Below are 16342 nucleotides of genomic sequence, written 5' to 3'. Positions count from 1 at the left end.
CGTCACTCCGCAATCAGCAGCTCGATGCCGGCGTCGCGCAGGCCGTCGCGGTATTCCGGGCTGATGCCGGCGTCGGTGATCACCGTGTGTACGCGGTCCAGCTGGACGATGCGGTGCAGGCTCACGCGCCCGAACTTGGAGGCGTCGGCCAGCACGATGATCTTCTTGGCGCGTTCCACCATCTTGTGATTCAGGCTGGCCTCCGCCTCGTGGTGGGTGGTGACGCCGAACTGCAGGTCAAAGCCGTCCACGCCGAGGAACAGCTTGTCGAAGCTGTAGGCCTGCAGGCAGGCCTCGGCCTGCGTGCCCTGGATCGACAGCGACTGCTTGCGCAGCAGGCCGCCGGTCAGGATCAGGTCCACGCCCGGCGCGTCGGCCAGCTCCCAGGCGATATTCAGGCCGTTGGTCATGACGGTGACGCCTTGTGCCTCGCGCAGGTGGCGCGCCAGCGAAATGGTGGTGGTGCCGGAGTCGATGATGATGTTGTCGCCCGCCTGCACCATGCGCGCGGCGTAGGCGCCGATGCGCGCCTTCTGTTCGTGATTGATGGCGTCCTTCTGCGGCACCGTGTGCTCGGTGGGCGGCGTGCGCGCCAGCGTGGCGCCGCCGTGGCTGCGCGTGGCCAGACCCTGGGATTCGAGCGCACTCAGGTCGGTGCGGATGGTCACCGCTGAAACGCCCAACTGCTCCACCAGTTCGGTGACCTGCACCGAACCGTGCTGGGTGAGCGCCTGCAGGATGGCGGCGCGGCGTTGACTGGTATGTCGCATTTTTTGCTATCAATCTGTCAAAAACGGCAGCTTAACAGATCGCGGCCGTTGCGCCAGCCGGCGCGCCGCTGCCGGCGGCGGCGTTGCGGTTGCAGGCGCGCGCGTATTGCGCCAGCAGGCGGCCGATTTTGTGCTCCAGCAGGGCGTTGGCGCTGGCCGGCAGCTGGCCCTGCAACACCTCCAGGTACTGCTCCGGCAGGTGCTGGCTGAGCAACGACAGCGGGATCTCCACGCCATCCAGGTTGGCGAACAGCCGCTCCACCGCGGCCGCCACCGGCGCCTCGCCCCAGTAGTAGCGGCAGCGGTCGCTCAGGCCGTAGCGGCGCAGCAGGCGCTGTTCGGCGCTGGTGCCGGGATAGTGCTTGGCCCAGTGCCTGGGCTGCGCCAGCATGGTGTCGTCCAGCACTCGCATCAGGCGCGAGGTGCGGCCGGCCGGGATCAGCTCTTCCTCGATGCCGCACAGCGCCGCCAGGCCTTCGCGCAGCGCGAAGGTGGCCGCCGGGCCGACCTTGAGGATGGCAAAGTGGTCGCGCACCATCTGGTGCAGCGCCGATTCGCGCTGGTAATCGGTGGAGTGGGCCTCGAACACGATGCCCGGCTGGCCGGCCACGAACGCCGACAGCGGCGCGGCCTGGGCGGCGTCGTAGTGCTGGATGCGGCTATGGTCGAAGTCCACGCCCGGCTGCACCACCAGCGCGATCACGCGGCGCCAGGCGGCGTGCAGGTTGCGGTCCAGGAAGGACTTGCGGTGCACGTCCAGCGTGCGGCGCGCCGCCTCCGGCGCGGTGACGGCGCCGGCCTGCGCCAGGTTGGCCTCGCCGCCGGGGATCGGCACCTCGGTGCCGATCACGTACACCGGCGGCGGCAGGCCGGCCAGCGCGGCCGCCTGCTCGGCAACGATGCACAGGCGGGCCGACCGTTCGGCGATCAGCTCATCGCTCAGGTAGGGCGCGTCGTCGGCGCAGCGCATCGAGCAATCGAGGTGGATCTTGTGGAAGCCGGCCGCCGCGTAGGCGGCGATCAGCGTTTCGGCGTGGTCCATGGCGGTGGCGGCATCCAGCGATTGCCAGGCGTTGGGGCCCAGGTGGTCGCCGCCCAGTACCAGCCGCTCCAGCGGAAAGCCCTGCGCCCGCGCCAGGTCGTGCACGTAGTCGCGGAACCGCGCTGGCGTCATGCCGGTGTAGCCGCCAAACTGGTCGACCTGGTTGGAGGTGGCCTCCACCAGCAGCACGGTATCGTAGGTCAGGGCGACCCGCATGGCGGCGCGCAGCACGCTTGGATGGCTGCAGCACACGCTGTACAAGCCGGCGGCGGCGCCGCGACGGTGGGCGGCAATGATCTGCTGGATGGGGGACAGGGCGTCGGTGGTGGACATCATCAATCGTTCAGTTGTTGGCGGATGAGGAGGGCGGCGCCGCGCGCGCCGCCGGCGTCGCCAAACACGGGCGGCAGCACGGGCGGCGTGCGGACGCCGGGGAACAGGTGGCGGGCAATGGCCGCCGGCAGTTTCTGGTACAGGTGCGCCAGTTGCGACAAGCCGCCGCCCAGCACGATCGCATGCGGATCGAGCGCCAGCACCAGGCTGGCCAGCGCGTGACCCAGCAGGTCGAGGTGCACGTCCAGCGCGCGCCGCGCCAGCGCCGAGCCGCCCTGGGCGTGAGCGACGATGGCCAGCGGCGTGTCGTCGCCGCCGCCGAAGTGACGGTACATGCGGCTCAGGCCCGGACCGGAGACATAGCGTTCCAGGCAGCCGCGCCGCCCGCACGGGCAGTCGTACAACGGCAGGCCATGCGGCGCCAGTTGTGCGGCCGCCAGCGGCCAGTGGCCCCATTCGCCGGCCACGCCGTTCAAGCCGCGCAGCAGGCGGCCGTGCAGGCAGAAGCCGCCGCCGGCGCCGGTGCCGAGGATGGCGCCGAACATCGACGGCAGTCCCTCGGCCGCGCCGCCCTGCGCCTCGGACAGCGCGAAGCACTGGCAGTCATTGCCGACGGCGATGGGGCGCACCAGCGCCTCATGCAGCGCCTCCACCACCTGGCGGCCGTTCAGCGCCGGCACGTTGGAGCTGAGCTGGCGGCCGGTGGCGCTGTCGATCACGCCGGGCAGGCCGATGCCGACCGGCGCGCGCAGGCCCAGCGCGGCATCGGCGCGGCCGGTCAGGCCCTGCATGGCGGCGATGAAGGCGGCGAAGTCGTCGCCGGGCGTGGCGATGCGCTCGCGGTGCACTTCGCGCAGGTGGCCGCCTTCATCGGCAAAGGACACCAGTTCGATCTTGGTGCCGCCGATGTCGATGCCGTGGTAGCCGCGTTCAGAGGTCGTCATGACGATAGATGGTGACGCCTTGCACTACGCGGTTCACGATGCCGCCGGTGAAGGGATTATCGGGACGCAGTTGCAGCAGCGCCGATTGGTGCAGCGCGTACTGCTGCGCCATCAGCAGCCACAAAGGCGCCAGCCAGGCATCCGGCCACGCCGGCGTGTCGATGGCGAAGTCGCCGCCGGCGCCGATGGTCAGCACCGCGCTGGCCACCTGGTCCCGGCGCAGTTCTTGTAGCAGGTCTTGCTCGTAGCGGCGCGACAGCGGATCGGCGCTGCGGAACAGCAGCACCAGCGTTTCCGGCGTGACGGCCGCCTTGGGGCCGTGGCGGAAACCGAGGGCGCTGTTCGCCATCGTCATGACGCTGCCGGCGGTCAGCTCCATGATCTTCAGCGCCGCTTCCTTGGCCAGCGCTTCCAGCGGGCCGCTGCCCAGGTAAATCACGCGCGACACGCGCTGCTTCGCCAGTTGCGCCACGTCCGGCGCCCAGCGCACCGCGGCCTGCTCGCCCAGGTCGGCCAGCGTGTTCAGGTGCTGCGGCTGGAAGTCGGGATCCAGCGCACACAGCGCCGCCAGCAGCATGCAGGTGAAGCTGCTGGTCATCGCGAAGCCGCGGTCGCAGCTGGCGGCGGGCATCAGCAGGTTGAAGGTGTTGGCGTCCTGTGCGCCCTGGCGTGCCAGGTCGCCGTCGGCGTTGCAGGTGATGTTGAGGAAGCGCGCGCCGGGTACCAGGTCGCGCACCAGTTGCACGGCGGCGCTGCTTTCCGGGCTGTTGCCGCTGCGGGCGAACGACACCAGCAGCGTCGGCGCGCCGCTTTCCAGATACAGGGCGGGGTGTGTCAGCAGGCTGGTGGTGGCGATGGCGCGCACCTGGCATGGCCAGGCGGCGTTGATGTCGTCCGCGATGATCTCGCCCACATAGGCCGAGCTGCCGGCGCCGGTGAGGATCACCCGCGCTTGCGGATCGCGCAGGCTGTCGCCGAGGAAGGCGGCGAGCTCGCTTCGGCCGGCGCTCAATTGCCCCGCCAGTGTGCGCCACAGGGCGGGCTGGTGGGCGATTTCTTCCGCGGTGTCCAAACCGCCGATGTCACGCCAGTCATTGCTTGTGCGCTGGAATAAGGTAGTCATCGAAAGAATTTTCTGGTGAAGGTCAGATGAAGAGTAAGGTTTAATTTTCGAAAAGTCAAATACGAAAGTAAAAAGAAAGATATTGTTCGCAAGAACTTTATTTGCCTGTACCACTTTCGCGACGAAATCGAAAGTTAATGCCGCCTTGATCGGTTTAATCGAAAGATTTTGAGGAAATATTTTCGATTTATTTTTTCTTTTTATTGACCTTGATTATTTTTGTTCCTAGAGTTGGTGCAGAGTCTTTCGAAAGTACAAACAAAACACAACACCGAGGGAGAGTTCGACATGCATCACAGCCGCTTCAAACCACGCCACCACGCCATCCGCCAGGCGACGGCCATCCTGATTGGCCTGACGATGGCCGCCGCCGGTCATCAGGCGTGGGCCCAGTCTAACGCCACCACCACCATTTATGGCGAAGTGGCGTCGCCGGCCGGCGCCACCGTGGTACTGGAAAACCTGGCCACCGGCGCCCAGCGCACCCTGACGCCCGATGCGTCGGGCCGCTACGTAGCCAACTCCATGCCGCCCGGCCGCTACGCCTTGCGCGTGCTGCGCGGTGGCGCGGTGCAGGATGCGCGCGAGGTGGAGGCGCTGGTGGGCAGCGGCACGGAAGTCAACTTCGGCGCCAAAGAGGCGGACGGGCAGACGGTGGTGGTGCGCGCGGCGCGCAATCCGATCGACGTCTCCAACACCAACAACGGCGTGGTGTTTACCGCGCGCGAACTGAAAACACTGCCGGTGGCGAACGACGTGGCGGCCGTGGTGCAACTGACGCCCGGCGTGGCGCGCGGCACCAACAGCCAGTATGGCAACGCGCCGTCGATCGGCGGCTCCGGCCAGTCGGAGAACGCGTTTTACGTCAACGGCTTCCCGGTGACGAATATCCTGACGCAGGTAGGGGCGTCGGAACTGCCGTTTGGCGCCATCTCCAACCTTCAGGTGCTGACCGGCGGCTATGGCGCGGAGTTTGGCCGCTCCACTGGCGGGGTGGTGAACATCACCACCAAAAGCGGCGGCAATGACTTCCACTTCGGCGGCAAGCTGGCCACCATTCCGGGCGGCCTGAAAGGTTCGCCTAAAAACATCTACTTCCCCAACACCGGCGCCAACCCGGCCACCGACGGCAAGCTGCTGTACTGGAACGAAGACAACACCAGCACCAGCAAGGTGGCCGGCCTGTATGGCAGCGGCCCGATTATCAGGAACAAGCTGTTCGCCTTTGTCGCGCTGGAGCGCACCAAAACCAATTCGGAAGGCGTGGGCGCCAGCACGGAGTCCAACGCCACCGCGCTCAAGACCGGCTGGAGCACCAGCGAGTCGACCGTGGATCGCGGCACCATCAAGGTGGACTTCAACCTCACAGAGGACCATCACCTGGAGTACACCAAGCTGTATGACCGCACGCGCGTCAGCAGCCGCGCCTACGGTTACGACTACACGACCCGGACGCACAACGATGTTCCGGGCAATGCCGGTGAAACCACCACCAACTGCTGCGGCGCGTCGGCGGCGCCCGGCGCCAACATCGATATCTTCAAGTACACCGGCTACCTCACCGACAACCTGACGGTGACCGCCTTGTACGGCAAGTCGCGCACCCGCCATGAGCGCTCGCCGGCCGGCTACAATCCGGCGCTGCCGCAAATCTCCACCGGCCTCTCGGTGCAGGTGCCCACGCTGAACTACACCACGCCGCAGACCGTGACCGGCAACCTGGTCGATCCGGCGTCCGCCGACAACCAGAAGGGCAAGCGCCTGGATATCGAATACCGTCTCGGCGAGCACTCGCTGCGCGGCGGTATCGACCGCATCGATGTCGACTCCAAGGTCGGCTTCTCGCTGGCCGGCGGCTACCGCTGGACCTACCGCAAGGCGGCCGATCCCAATCGCGCCATCAACGGCGCGTTTGAAACGCCGGCGCAAGGCGGCGGCTTCGGCACCCAGGGCTATTACGTCAGCCGTGATGTGTACTCCAACCTGGCCAACCCGACCAGCGAGCAGTCGGCGCAATATCTCCAGGACCACTGGCAGGTGACGCCGCGCGTGTTGCTGGACCTGGGCCTGCGGCGCGAGCAGTTCACCAACTACACCAGCACCGGCGACGCCTTCATCTCGCAGCGGAACATGCTGGCGCCGCGCCTGGGCGCCACCTGGGATTACCACGGCGACGGCTCGGTCAAGTTGTTCGCCAACGCCGGCCGCTATCACTTGCCGGTGCCGTCCAACCTGTCGAGCAACATGGCGGCGCCGTTCACCTCGACCAGCGAATTGTTCACCTACACCGGCGTTGATCCGGTGACCGGCGCGCCCACCGGCCTGCACCAGATCGGCAAGCCATATTCCGCCAACAACGCGTATGGCCAGAGCCGCGATGCGCGCGAGGTGACCGCCATCGGCCTCAAGCCGCTGTCGCAGGACGAGCTGTCGCTGGGCTTCGAGAAGGCGCTGAGCAAGCAGCTGGTGGTGGGCGTCAGCGGGCTGTATCGCCGCATGAACGATACCAACGACGATACCTGCGACCAGCGCCCGATCGACGCCTGGGCGGCGCGCAACAACGTCAGCACCGCCAACTGGGGCGGCTTCCAGTGCGCCATCATCAATCCGGGCCGCGACAACGCGCTGTGGATCGACTTCGCCGACGGCCATGGCCTGCGCCGCGTGGATATTTCGGCGGCCGAGTGGGGCACGCCAAAGCCGGACCGCACCTACAAGGCGCTGAACTTCTTCATCGAGCACCCGTTCAGCAACGGCTGGTACGGCAAGCTGACCTACACGCTGTCCGCATTGAAGGGCAATATGGAAGGCCAGACCGACACCATCGGCGGTGGCGATGTGGGCCTGACCGTCAGCGACGATCATAAGGAACTGATGTACAACGCCTACGGCTACCTGCCGGGCGACCATCGCCACTCGATCAAGGCCTACGGCTACTTCCAGGCTACGCCTGAATGGACCGTCGGCGGCAACCTGAATCTGACCTCGGGCGCGCCGCGCAACTGCATCGGCGAGCTGCCGGCGAACCTGAAGTGGGAGAACGATTACGGGGCGGCCTACTTCTACTGCAATGGCGTGCCGGCGCCGCGCGGCAGCCAGGGACGCTTGCCATGGCAGGCGCAGTTAGACCTGAACCTGGCCTACCAGCCGCGTTTTGCCAAGGGCCTGAGCCTGAAGGTGGACGTGTTCAATGTGTTCGACCGCCAGAGCGTGCAGCGCTACAACGAGACGCGCGAAGACGGCGGCGCCATTTCCAAGAACTACCTGCAAGTGGCCAGCCGCACGTCGCCGCGCTCCGTGCGCCTGACCGCGGAATATGAATTCTGAGAGGAGGAGAGATGATGAAACAGCGACGCACATTCCTGTATTCGGCAGTACTGTTCCTGGCCGCTTGCGGCGGCGAGGGCGCCGGCAACGGCACGCCGATGGCGCAGGCGCTGGCGGCCGCGCCGTCGGCGTCGGCCACGTCGGCCGAACCGGCCACGCCGGCGGCGGCCAGCACGGCCACGGTGGCGCTGGCCGGCAACGCCTTCATCACGTCGGCGCCGGCCGGGGCGGCGGAGGTCATCAACGACAACGGCCTGGCCAACTGGAATAACGCCAGCACGGTCACCAGCGCCTACTTCCGCGTGGCCTCGGCCGGCTCGGTGACGCTGGGCCTGGACGCGCGGCTGGCCGGCAGCAATAACAGCACCATCCGCGTGACGGTCAATGGCACGCCGTTCACCGTGGCGCTGGCCGGCACCGCGACCAAGACCTACGCGGTCGGCACGGTCAACGTGGCGGCGCCGGGCTATGTGAAGGTGGACTTGCAGGGCGTCAGCAAGGACGGCGGCTACTTCGGCGACGTCTCGGCGCTGAAGGTGACCACCGCGTCCACGCTGAATTACGCCAGCGACGCCGCCAATTACTACTGGTCGCGCCGTGGCCCGTCGGTCCACATGGGCTACACCACGCCGGCCAACACCGAGTACTTTTACAACGAGATGACCATCCCCACCGGGCAGGACCCGGTCGGTTCTTACTTCATGGCGAATGGCTTCAGCGGCGGTTACTTTGGCATCCAGGTCAATTCCGCCACCGAGCGCCGGGTGCTGTTCTCGGTGTGGGACGCCGACAGCGGCGCCAAGACCACGCTGGTGAGCAAGGGCGCGGGCGTGGTGGACAACGGCTTTGGCGGCGAGGGCACCGGCGGCCAAGCCTACCTGCTGTACAGTTGGCAGGCCGGTACCACCTACCGCTTCATCACCCGCGCCACGCCGGACGGCGCCGGCGCCACCAATTTCTCGGCGTGGTTCTATGCACCGGAGGCGGGCGCCTGGCGCTACATCGCCACCTGGAAGCGGCCCGCCACCAGCACTTATCTGACCGGGAATCACTCGTTCCTGGAGAATTTCATCGATACCAACGGCTATACTGGCCGCCGCGTCTTGTACGGCAACCAGTGGGCGCGCAACGCCAACGGCACGTGGTCGGAAGTGACCACGGGCCGCCTCACCGGCGACGCCACCGTGACCAACGCGCAGCGCATGGACTATGCGGGCGGTTTGGACAGCGGCCGGTTCTACCTGCGTAACGGGGGCTTCTTTGCCGATTACGTACCGGTCAATCAAAGCTTTACCCGGCCGGCCAGCGGCCAGCAACCGACGGTGGACGTAAACAGCCTGCCGCAGTGACTATAAGAAGGAGCAACATGAAATCTGTTTTGAACCGACGTGACTTTATCGCGGCAGGCGCCGCGCTCGCTGGCGCCATGATGCTGCCGGCCTTCGCGGCTACGCGCCAGAAGGTGCGCCTGGGGATGATCGGCACCGGCATGCGCGGCCAGGTGCTGCTGCAGGAACTGCTGCGCCGCGACGACGTGGAAGTGGTGGCGCTGTGCGACATCGAACCTATCATGCTGGGCAAGGCGCTGGCGCAGGTGGCCAAGTTCGACAAACCCAAGCCGAAGACCTTCGGCGAGGACCGCGACCCGCAAGCCTACAAGCGCATGCTGGACGCCGCCGCGCTGGATGGCGTCATCATCGCCACGCCATGGGAATGGCACGCGCCGATGGCCATCGCCGCCATGCAGGCGAAAATTCCGGTCGGCTGCGAGGTGGTGGCCGGCGTCACGCTGCAAGACCACTGGGATGTGCTGAACACCCAGCTGCAAACCAAAACGCCCTACATGTTGCTGGAGAACGTGTGCTTCCGCCGCGACGTGATGGCGGTGCTGCAGATGGTGCGCGCCGGCGTGTTCGGTGAACTGGTGCACCTGCAGGGCGGCTATCAGCACGATCTGCGCGCGGTGAAGTTCAACAGCGGTGATCCGGCCAAGCCGTATGGCGGCGGCGTGGAATACGGCGCCAAGGGCTGGTCGGAGGCGCGCTGGCGCACCGAGCACTCGGTGCGGCGCAATGGCGAGCTGTATCCGAGCCACGGCATCGGCCCGTGCGCGATGTACACCAACATCAATCGCGGCAACCGCTTCACGCGCATCAATTCCTTTGCCACCAAGGCGCGCGGCCTGCACGACTACATCCTGAAGGAGGGCGGCGCCAATCATCCGAGCGCCAAAACCACCTTCAAGCTGGGCGACGTGGTGACCACCACGCTGGCGTGCGAGAACGGCGAGACCATCCTGCTGCAGCATGACACCTCGCTGCCGCGTCCTTATTCGCTGGGCTTCCGCGTGCAGGGCACCGATGGCTTGTGGATGGATGTAAACCATTCGATCCATATCGAGGGCAAGAGCAAGCCGCACCAGTGGGACGACTTCAAGCCGTGGCAGGACAAGTATGACCATCCGCTGTGGCGCAAGTACGAGAAGCAGGCGGAGGGCGCCGGCCATGGCGGCATGGACTTCTTCGTCATCCACGCGTTTGTGGAGGCGCTGAAGGCCGAGGCACCGATGCCGATCGATATCTACGATGCGGTGACGTGGAGCGCCATTACGCCGCTGTCCGAGCAGTCCATCGCCCAGAACTTCCAGACGCTGGATTTCCCGGACTTTACCAACGGCGCCTGGAAGTCGCGCAAGCCGATTTTCGCGTTCGACGACCGGTATTAATCGCGCGCGGCGGGGCGGTGTACAATTTGGGCGCTCAGCTAGTTCATCTTAATGCCCATGACATCACGCCGTCTCGCCCTTGCCAGTTTAGCCATCCTGTCCGCAGCCGCCATGGTCGGCTGCAAATCCCCGCCTGTCGCGGAGACGCCGGTGCTGCAAGCGCCGCCGGAGCCGCTGCCACCGAAGAAAATCAAGATCGGCCTGGCGCTGGGCGGCGGCGCGGCGCGTGGCTTTGCCCACATCGGCGTGATCAAGGCGCTGGAGGCGCAGGGCATCTATCCCGACATCGTGGTCGGCACCAGCGCCGGCAGCGTGGTCGGCGCGTTGTACGCGGCCGGTAACACCGGTTTCCAGTTGCAGAAGATGGCGCTGGAGATGGACGAGGCCTCGATCTCCGACTGGGCCGTGCCGCTGTTCCGCAAGAGCACCGGGGTGCTGAAGGGCGATGCGCTGCAGGCTTACGTCAACAAGGCGGTCAACAATCTGCCGATGGAGAAGCTGAAGATTCCCTTCGGCGCCGTGGCCACGGACCTCAAGGACGGCAAGCCGATCCTGTTCCAGCGCGGGAATACCGGCATGGCGGTGCGCGCCTCGTCGGCGGTGCCGGGCGTGTTCCAGCCGGTGACCATCAATGGCCATACCTACGTCGACGGCGGCCTGGTGGCGCCGGTGCCGGTGCGCTTCGCGCGCGACATGGGCGCGGACTTCGTCATTGCCGTCAACATCTCCACCCAGGCCGACGTGCAGGCCACCGTCAGCTCGCTGGACGTGATCATGCAGACCTTCTCCATCATGGGCCAGCGCATCAACGACTATGAGCTGCGCGATGCCGACGTCGTCATCACGCCACCGCTGGGAAAGATGGCCAGCAATGACTTCAATGGCCGCAACCAGGCGGTGCTGGCCGGCGAGCAGGCCGCCGCGCAGGTGATGGCACAGATCAAACAAAAACTCGAAGCAAAACGCAAACCATAAGGAAGCATCATGCAGACCAAGCCCTACCTGACCCTTGCCGACGTCAAGAAAATCGCCGCTGCCGCCGAAGCGGAAGCGCTGGCCAACAACTGGGCGGTGGTGATCGCCATCGTTGACGACGGCGGGCACTTGCTGTGGCTGCAGCGGCTGGACGGCGCCAATCCGCTGTCGTCGCACATCGCGCCGGCCAAGGCGCGGGTGTCGGCGCTGGGCCGCCGCGAATCCAAGCTGTACGAGGACATGATCAACAACGGCCGCGCCTCCTTCCTCAGCGCGCCGGCGCCGCTGGCCGATGGCATGCTGGAAGGCGGCGTGCCGGTCATCGTGGATGGCCACATCATCGGCGCCGTCGGCGTGTCCGGCGTCAAATCGTCGGAAGATGCACAAATTGCAAAAGCCGGCATTGCCGCGCTGAACTAAGCCACAACCGTAAAAAAACCGCCTGGCGCAACGCCGGGCGGCCTTGCCAAGCAGGGCAGATTTGGTTATAATTCAAAGGTTTAGCCAAATCACATCTCTACCGTAGCGACTACCACTCAATCCATCATCAATCTGACCCTCACCCCCGGCGCGCGCATGGCCAGGGTTGCTTGACGGTCGTCTGACGTGGCGCAGCTACGGTAACTTTATCAGGAGTTGCCCTTGCCGCCATTTTTTTCTGGCCCCGCCGTTCCAGCCATACTGGCCCTCGCTGACGGAACCATTTTCAAAGGTTTTTCGATCGGCGCCGCCGGCCATACGACCGGTGAAGTGGTCTTCAATACTTCCATGACCGGCTATCAGGAAATCCTCACCGATCCTTCCTACAGCCGCCAGATCGTCACCCTGACGTATCCGCACATCGGCAACTACGGTATCAATACCGAAGACGTCGAATCCACCAAAGTCCACGCCGCCGGTCTAATCATCCGTGACCTGCCGCTGATCGCGTCGAATTTCCGCTCCACCCAGTCGCTGGCCGACTACCTGAAGGCCGAGGGCATCGTCGCCATCGCCGGCATCGACACCCGCAAGCTGACCCGCATCCTGCGCGAGAAGGGCGCGCAGTCCGGCGCCATCCTGGTCGGCACCCAGGGCAACGAGCCGTCGGAATCGCAGGCGCTGGACCTGGCGCGTTCCTTCCCCGGCCTGTCCGGCATGGACCTGGCCAAGGTGGTGACCGTCAAGTCGACCTACGAATACACCGAAACCGAGTGGACGCTGGGCGAGGGCTACGGCAAACTGGCCGACGCCGACGCCAAATTCCACGTGGTCGCCTACGACTTCGGCGTGAAGAAAAACATCCTGCGCATGCTGACCGCGCGCGGCTGCAAGGTCACCGTGGTGCCGGCCCAGACCACCGCCGAGGAAGTGCTGGCGCTGAACCCGGACGGCGTGTTCCTGTCCAACGGCCCCGGCGACCCGGAACCGTGCGACTACGCCATCGCCGCCGCCAAGGTGTTCATGGAGAAGAAGCTGCCGCTGTTCGGCATCTGCCTCGGCCACCAGATCATGGGCCTGGCCTCCGGCGCCAAGACGCTGAAGATGAAGTTCGGCCACCACGGCGCCAACCACCCGGTGCAGGACCTGGACAGCAAGCAAGTGCTGATCACGTCCCAGAACCACGGCTTCGCGGTCGATCCGAACACGCTGCCGGCCAACTGCCGCGTCACCCACGTGTCGCTGTTCGATGGTTCGCTGCAGGGCTTCGCCCGCACCGACACCCCGGCCTTCTGCTTCCAGGGTCACCCTGAAGCATCGCCTGGCCCGACTGACGTCGCTTACCTGTTTGACCGCTTCATCGGCATGATGGAAGCTACGGAGAAAAAATAAATGCCAAAACGTTCTGACATTAAAAGTATTCTGATTATTGGCGCTGGCCCGATCATCATCGGCCAGGCCTGCGAGTTTGACTATTCCGGCGCCCAGGCCTGCAAGGCCCTGCGCGAAGAAGGCTACAAGGTCATCCTGGTCAACAGCAATCCGGCGACCATCATGACCGACCCGGAAATGGCCGATGTCACGTACATCGAGCCGATCACCTGGCAGATCGTCGAGAAGATCATCGCCAAGGAAAAGCCGGACGCCATCTTGCCGACCATGGGCGGCCAGACCGCGCTGAACTGCGCGCTGGACCTGCACCGCAACGGCATCCTGGACAAGTACAAGGTGGAACTGATCGGCGCCACGCCGGAAGCCATCGACAAGGCCGAAGACCGCGCGAAGTTCAAGGACGCGATGACCAAGATCGGCCTGGGCTCGGCGCGCTCCGGCATCGCCCACTCGATGGACGAGGCCTGGGCGGTGCAGCGCGACGTCGGCTTCCCGACCATCATCCGCCCGTCGTTCACCATGGGCGGCAGCGGCGGCGGCATCGCCTACAACGAAGAGGAATTCGAGGCGATCTGCAAGCGCGGCCTGGAAGCCTCGCCAACCAACGAGCTGCTGATCGAAGAATCGCTGCTGGGCTGGAAAGAGTACGAGATGGAAGTGGTGCGCGACAAGGCGGACAACTGCATCATCATCTGCTCGATCGAAAACCTGGACCCGATGGGCGTGCACACCGGCGACTCGATCACCGTGGCGCCAGCGCAAACGCTGACCGACAAGGAATACCAGATCATGCGCAACGCCTCGCTGGCGGTGCTGCGTGAAATCGGCGTCGATACCGGCGGCTCCAACGTGCAGTTCTCGATCAATCCGAAAGACGGCCGCATGATCGTCATCGAGATGAACCCGCGCGTGTCGCGTTCGTCGGCGCTGGCGTCGAAAGCCACCGGCTTCCCGATCGCCAAGGTGGCGGCCAAGCTGGCCGTCGGCTTCACGCTGGACGAGCTGCGCAACGAGATCACCGGCGGCGCCACCCCGGCCTCGTTCGAACCGTCGATCGACTACGTCGTGACCAAGATCCCGCGCTTCACCTTCGAGAAGTTCCCGACCGCCGACCACCACCTGACCACCCAGATGAAATCCGTGGGCGAGGTGATGGCGATCGGCCGCACCTTCCAGGAATCGTTCCAGAAAGCCCTGCGCGGCCTGGAAGTGGGCGTGGACGGCCTGAACGAAAAAACCAAGGACCGCGAGAAGATCGAAGAGGAACTGGGCGAGCCAGGTCCGGAGCGCATCTGGTACGTGGGCGACGCTTTCGCGCAAGGCTTTACGCTGGAAGAAGTGCACCAGCTGACCAAGATCGATCCATGGTTCCTGATCCAGATTAAAGAGATCGTCGACCTGGAACTGTGGATGGACACGCAGAAGCTGGAACAGCTGGACAAGACCACGCTGTACAAGCTGAAACAGAAAGGCTTTTCGGACCGCCGCCTGGCCTTCCTGTTGCAAACCACGCCGGCCGACGTGCGCCAGTACCGCCACTCGCTGGGCATCCGCCCGGTGTACAAGCGCGTGGATACCTGCGCCGCCGAATTCGCGACCAACACCGCCTACATGTACTCGACCTACGACGAGGAATGCGAGTCCAACCCGACCGACAAGAAGAAGATCATGGTGCTGGGCGGTGGCCCTAACCGTATCGGCCAGGGTATCGAATTCGACTACTGCTGCGTGCACGCCGCGCTGGCGATGCGCGAAGACGGCTACGAGACCATCATGGTCAACTGCAACCCGGAGACCGTGTCGACCGACTACGATACCTCCGACCGCCTGTACTTCGAGTCGCTGACGCTGGAAGACGTGCTGGAAATCGTCGACCTGGAAAAACCGGCCGGCGTGATCGTGCAGTACGGCGGCCAGACCCCGCTGAAACTGGCGCTGGACCTGGAAGCCAACGGCGTGCCGATCATCGGCACTTCGCCGGACATGATCGACGCCGCCGAAGACCGCGAGCGTTTCCAGAAGCTGCTGCAGGACCTGGGTCTGCGCCAGCCGCCTAACCGCACCGCGCGCACCGAACCCGAAGCGCTGGCGCTGGCACAGGAAATCGGCTACCCGCTGGTGGTGCGTCCTTCCTACGTGCTGGGCGGCCGCGCGATGGAAATCGTCCACGAGCAGCGTGACCTGGAGCGCTACATGCGCGAAGCGGTCAAGGTGTCGAACGACTCGCCGGTGCTGCTGGATCGCTTCCTGAACGACGCCATCGAGTGCGACGTCGACTGCATCTCGGACGGCGACACCACCTTCATCGGCGGCGTGATGGAGCACATCGAACAAGCCGGCGTGCACTCGGGCGACTCGGCCTGCTCGCTGCCGCCGTACTCGCTGGCGCAGGAGACCATCGATGAACTGAAGCGCCAGACCTCGCTGATGGCCAAGGGCCTGAACGTGGTCGGCCTGATGAACGTGCAGTTCGCGATCCAGAAGCAGGACGGCCAGGACGTGGTCTACGTGCTGGAAGTGAACCCGCGTGCCTCGCGCACCGTGCCATACGTGTCGAAGGCGACCGGCCTGCAACTGGCCAAGATCGCCGCGCGCTGCATGGTGGGCCAGAAGCTGGCCGACCAGGGCATCACCAAGGAAGTCGTGCCGCCGTACTACAGCGTCAAGGAAGCCGTGTTCCCGTTCGTGAAGTTCCCGGGCGTGGACACCATCCTCGGCCCGGAGATGAAATCGACCGGTGAGGTGATGGGCGTCGGCAAGACCTTCGGCGAAGCCTTCGTCAAGTCGCAACTGGGCGCCGGCGTCAAGTTGCCGAAGTCGGGCAAGGTGTTCCTGTCGGTGAAATCGTCGGACAAGCCGCGCGCTGTCAAGGTGGCACGCGACCTGGTGGACATGGGCTTCACGCTGGCCGCCACCAAGGGCACGGCTGCGGTGATCGCCGCCGCCGGCCTGCCGGTCACCGCGGTCAACAAGGTGGTCGAGGGCCGTCCGCACATCGTCGACATGATCAAGAACCATGAGCTGGTCCTGGTCATCAACACGGTGGAAGAGAAGCGCAATGCCATCGTCGACTCGCGCGCCATCCGCACCTCGTCGCTGGCCTCGCGCGTGACCACGTACACCACCATCGCCGGCGCCGAAGCGGCGGTCGAAGGCATCCGTCACCTGGACGAATTGCGTGTGTACGATTTACAAGGGCTGCATAAAACCTTACACTAAGGTTTAAGTAGTTAACGAACCACAGAGCTCGCGCTGCAACCTGGCGCGGCCTCTGTGGTTTTCCATTGTAAA

Annotated in this window: 11 protein-coding genes; 7 read left to right on the top strand and 4 right to left on the bottom strand. The window is 65.2% G+C overall.

What is annotated here, in order from left to right; all coding sequences use genetic code 11:
• Positions 1 to 2 precede the first annotated feature (2 nt).
• From FHW58_RS10045 to FHW58_RS10030, 4 genes are read right to left on the bottom strand one after another with little or no spacing between them, the layout of a single operon-like run.
• A complete protein-coding gene (locus tag FHW58_RS10045) occupies positions 3 to 770 on the bottom strand; it encodes a DeoR family transcriptional regulator (protein ID WP_179672868.1) in 768 nt (255 codons plus the stop codon).
• 31 nt (positions 771 to 801) lie between these two features.
• Positions 802 to 2145 (bottom strand): D-tagatose-bisphosphate aldolase, class II, non-catalytic subunit, encoded by a 1344-nt coding sequence (locus tag FHW58_RS10040; RefSeq protein ID WP_218892742.1) that lies wholly within the window; start codon positions 2143 to 2145, stop codon positions 802 to 804.
• Positions 2146 to 2147: 2 nt separating this feature from the next.
• Positions 2148 to 3089 carry an ROK family protein gene (locus tag FHW58_RS10035; protein WP_179672867.1) on the bottom strand — a complete coding sequence of 314 codons (942 nt, stop codon included), beginning with the start codon at positions 3087 to 3089 and terminating at the stop codon, positions 2148 to 2150.
• Complete coding sequence (locus FHW58_RS10030; protein ID WP_179672866.1) at positions 3076 to 4212, bottom strand: SIS domain-containing protein; 1137 nt, start codon at positions 4210 to 4212, stop codon at positions 3076 to 3078. The genes FHW58_RS10035 and FHW58_RS10030 overlap by 14 nt, the downstream gene beginning before the upstream one ends.
• A 288-nt stretch (positions 4213 to 4500) precedes the next feature.
• Between FHW58_RS10030 and FHW58_RS10025 the strand changes: the two genes are divergently transcribed.
• The 7 genes from FHW58_RS10025 to carB all read left to right on the top strand — a co-directional run bounded on the left by FHW58_RS10025 (position 4501) and on the right by carB (position 16270).
• On the top strand, positions 4501 to 7539 hold the full coding sequence (locus FHW58_RS10025; protein ID WP_179672865.1) for a TonB-dependent receptor: 3039 nt from the start codon (positions 4501 to 4503) through the stop codon (positions 7537 to 7539).
• A 14-nt stretch (positions 7540 to 7553) separates the two neighbouring features.
• Complete coding sequence (locus tag FHW58_RS10020) at positions 7554 to 8888, top strand: DUF3472 domain-containing protein (protein WP_179672864.1); 1335 nt, start codon at positions 7554 to 7556, stop codon at positions 8886 to 8888.
• A 17-nt stretch (positions 8889 to 8905) separates the two neighbouring features.
• Entirely contained in the window at positions 8906 to 10264 is a 1359-nt protein-coding gene (locus FHW58_RS10015; RefSeq protein WP_218892655.1) for a Gfo/Idh/MocA family protein, read from the top strand.
• Between the two features lie 57 nt (positions 10265 to 10321).
• Positions 10322 to 11239: a patatin-like phospholipase family protein gene (locus tag FHW58_RS10010; RefSeq protein WP_179672863.1), complete on the top strand. Its 918-nt coding sequence runs from the start codon at positions 10322 to 10324 to the stop codon at positions 11237 to 11239.
• Positions 11240 to 11248: 9 nt separating this feature from the next.
• A complete protein-coding gene (locus tag FHW58_RS10005; protein WP_179672862.1) occupies positions 11249 to 11659 on the top strand; it encodes a heme-binding protein in 411 nt (136 codons plus the stop codon).
• A 222-nt stretch (positions 11660 to 11881) separates the two neighbouring features.
• On the top strand, positions 11882 to 13051 hold the full coding sequence (gene carA / locus FHW58_RS10000; protein WP_179672861.1) for a glutamine-hydrolyzing carbamoyl-phosphate synthase small subunit: 1170 nt from the start codon (positions 11882 to 11884) through the stop codon (positions 13049 to 13051).
• Positions 13052 to 16270, top strand: a complete 3219-nt coding sequence (gene carB / locus FHW58_RS09995) for a carbamoyl-phosphate synthase large subunit (protein ID WP_179672860.1) — start codon at positions 13052 to 13054, stop codon at positions 16268 to 16270.
• Positions 16271 to 16342: the final 72 nt, after the last annotated feature.

It is taken from the genome of Duganella sp. 1224 (genome assembly GCF_013408245.1).
Classification (GTDB): Bacteria; Pseudomonadota; Gammaproteobacteria; order Burkholderiales; family Burkholderiaceae_D; genus Rugamonas.
Note: the sequence above shows the minus strand (reverse complement) of the source record. Positions and strands in the feature narration are given on the sequence as shown.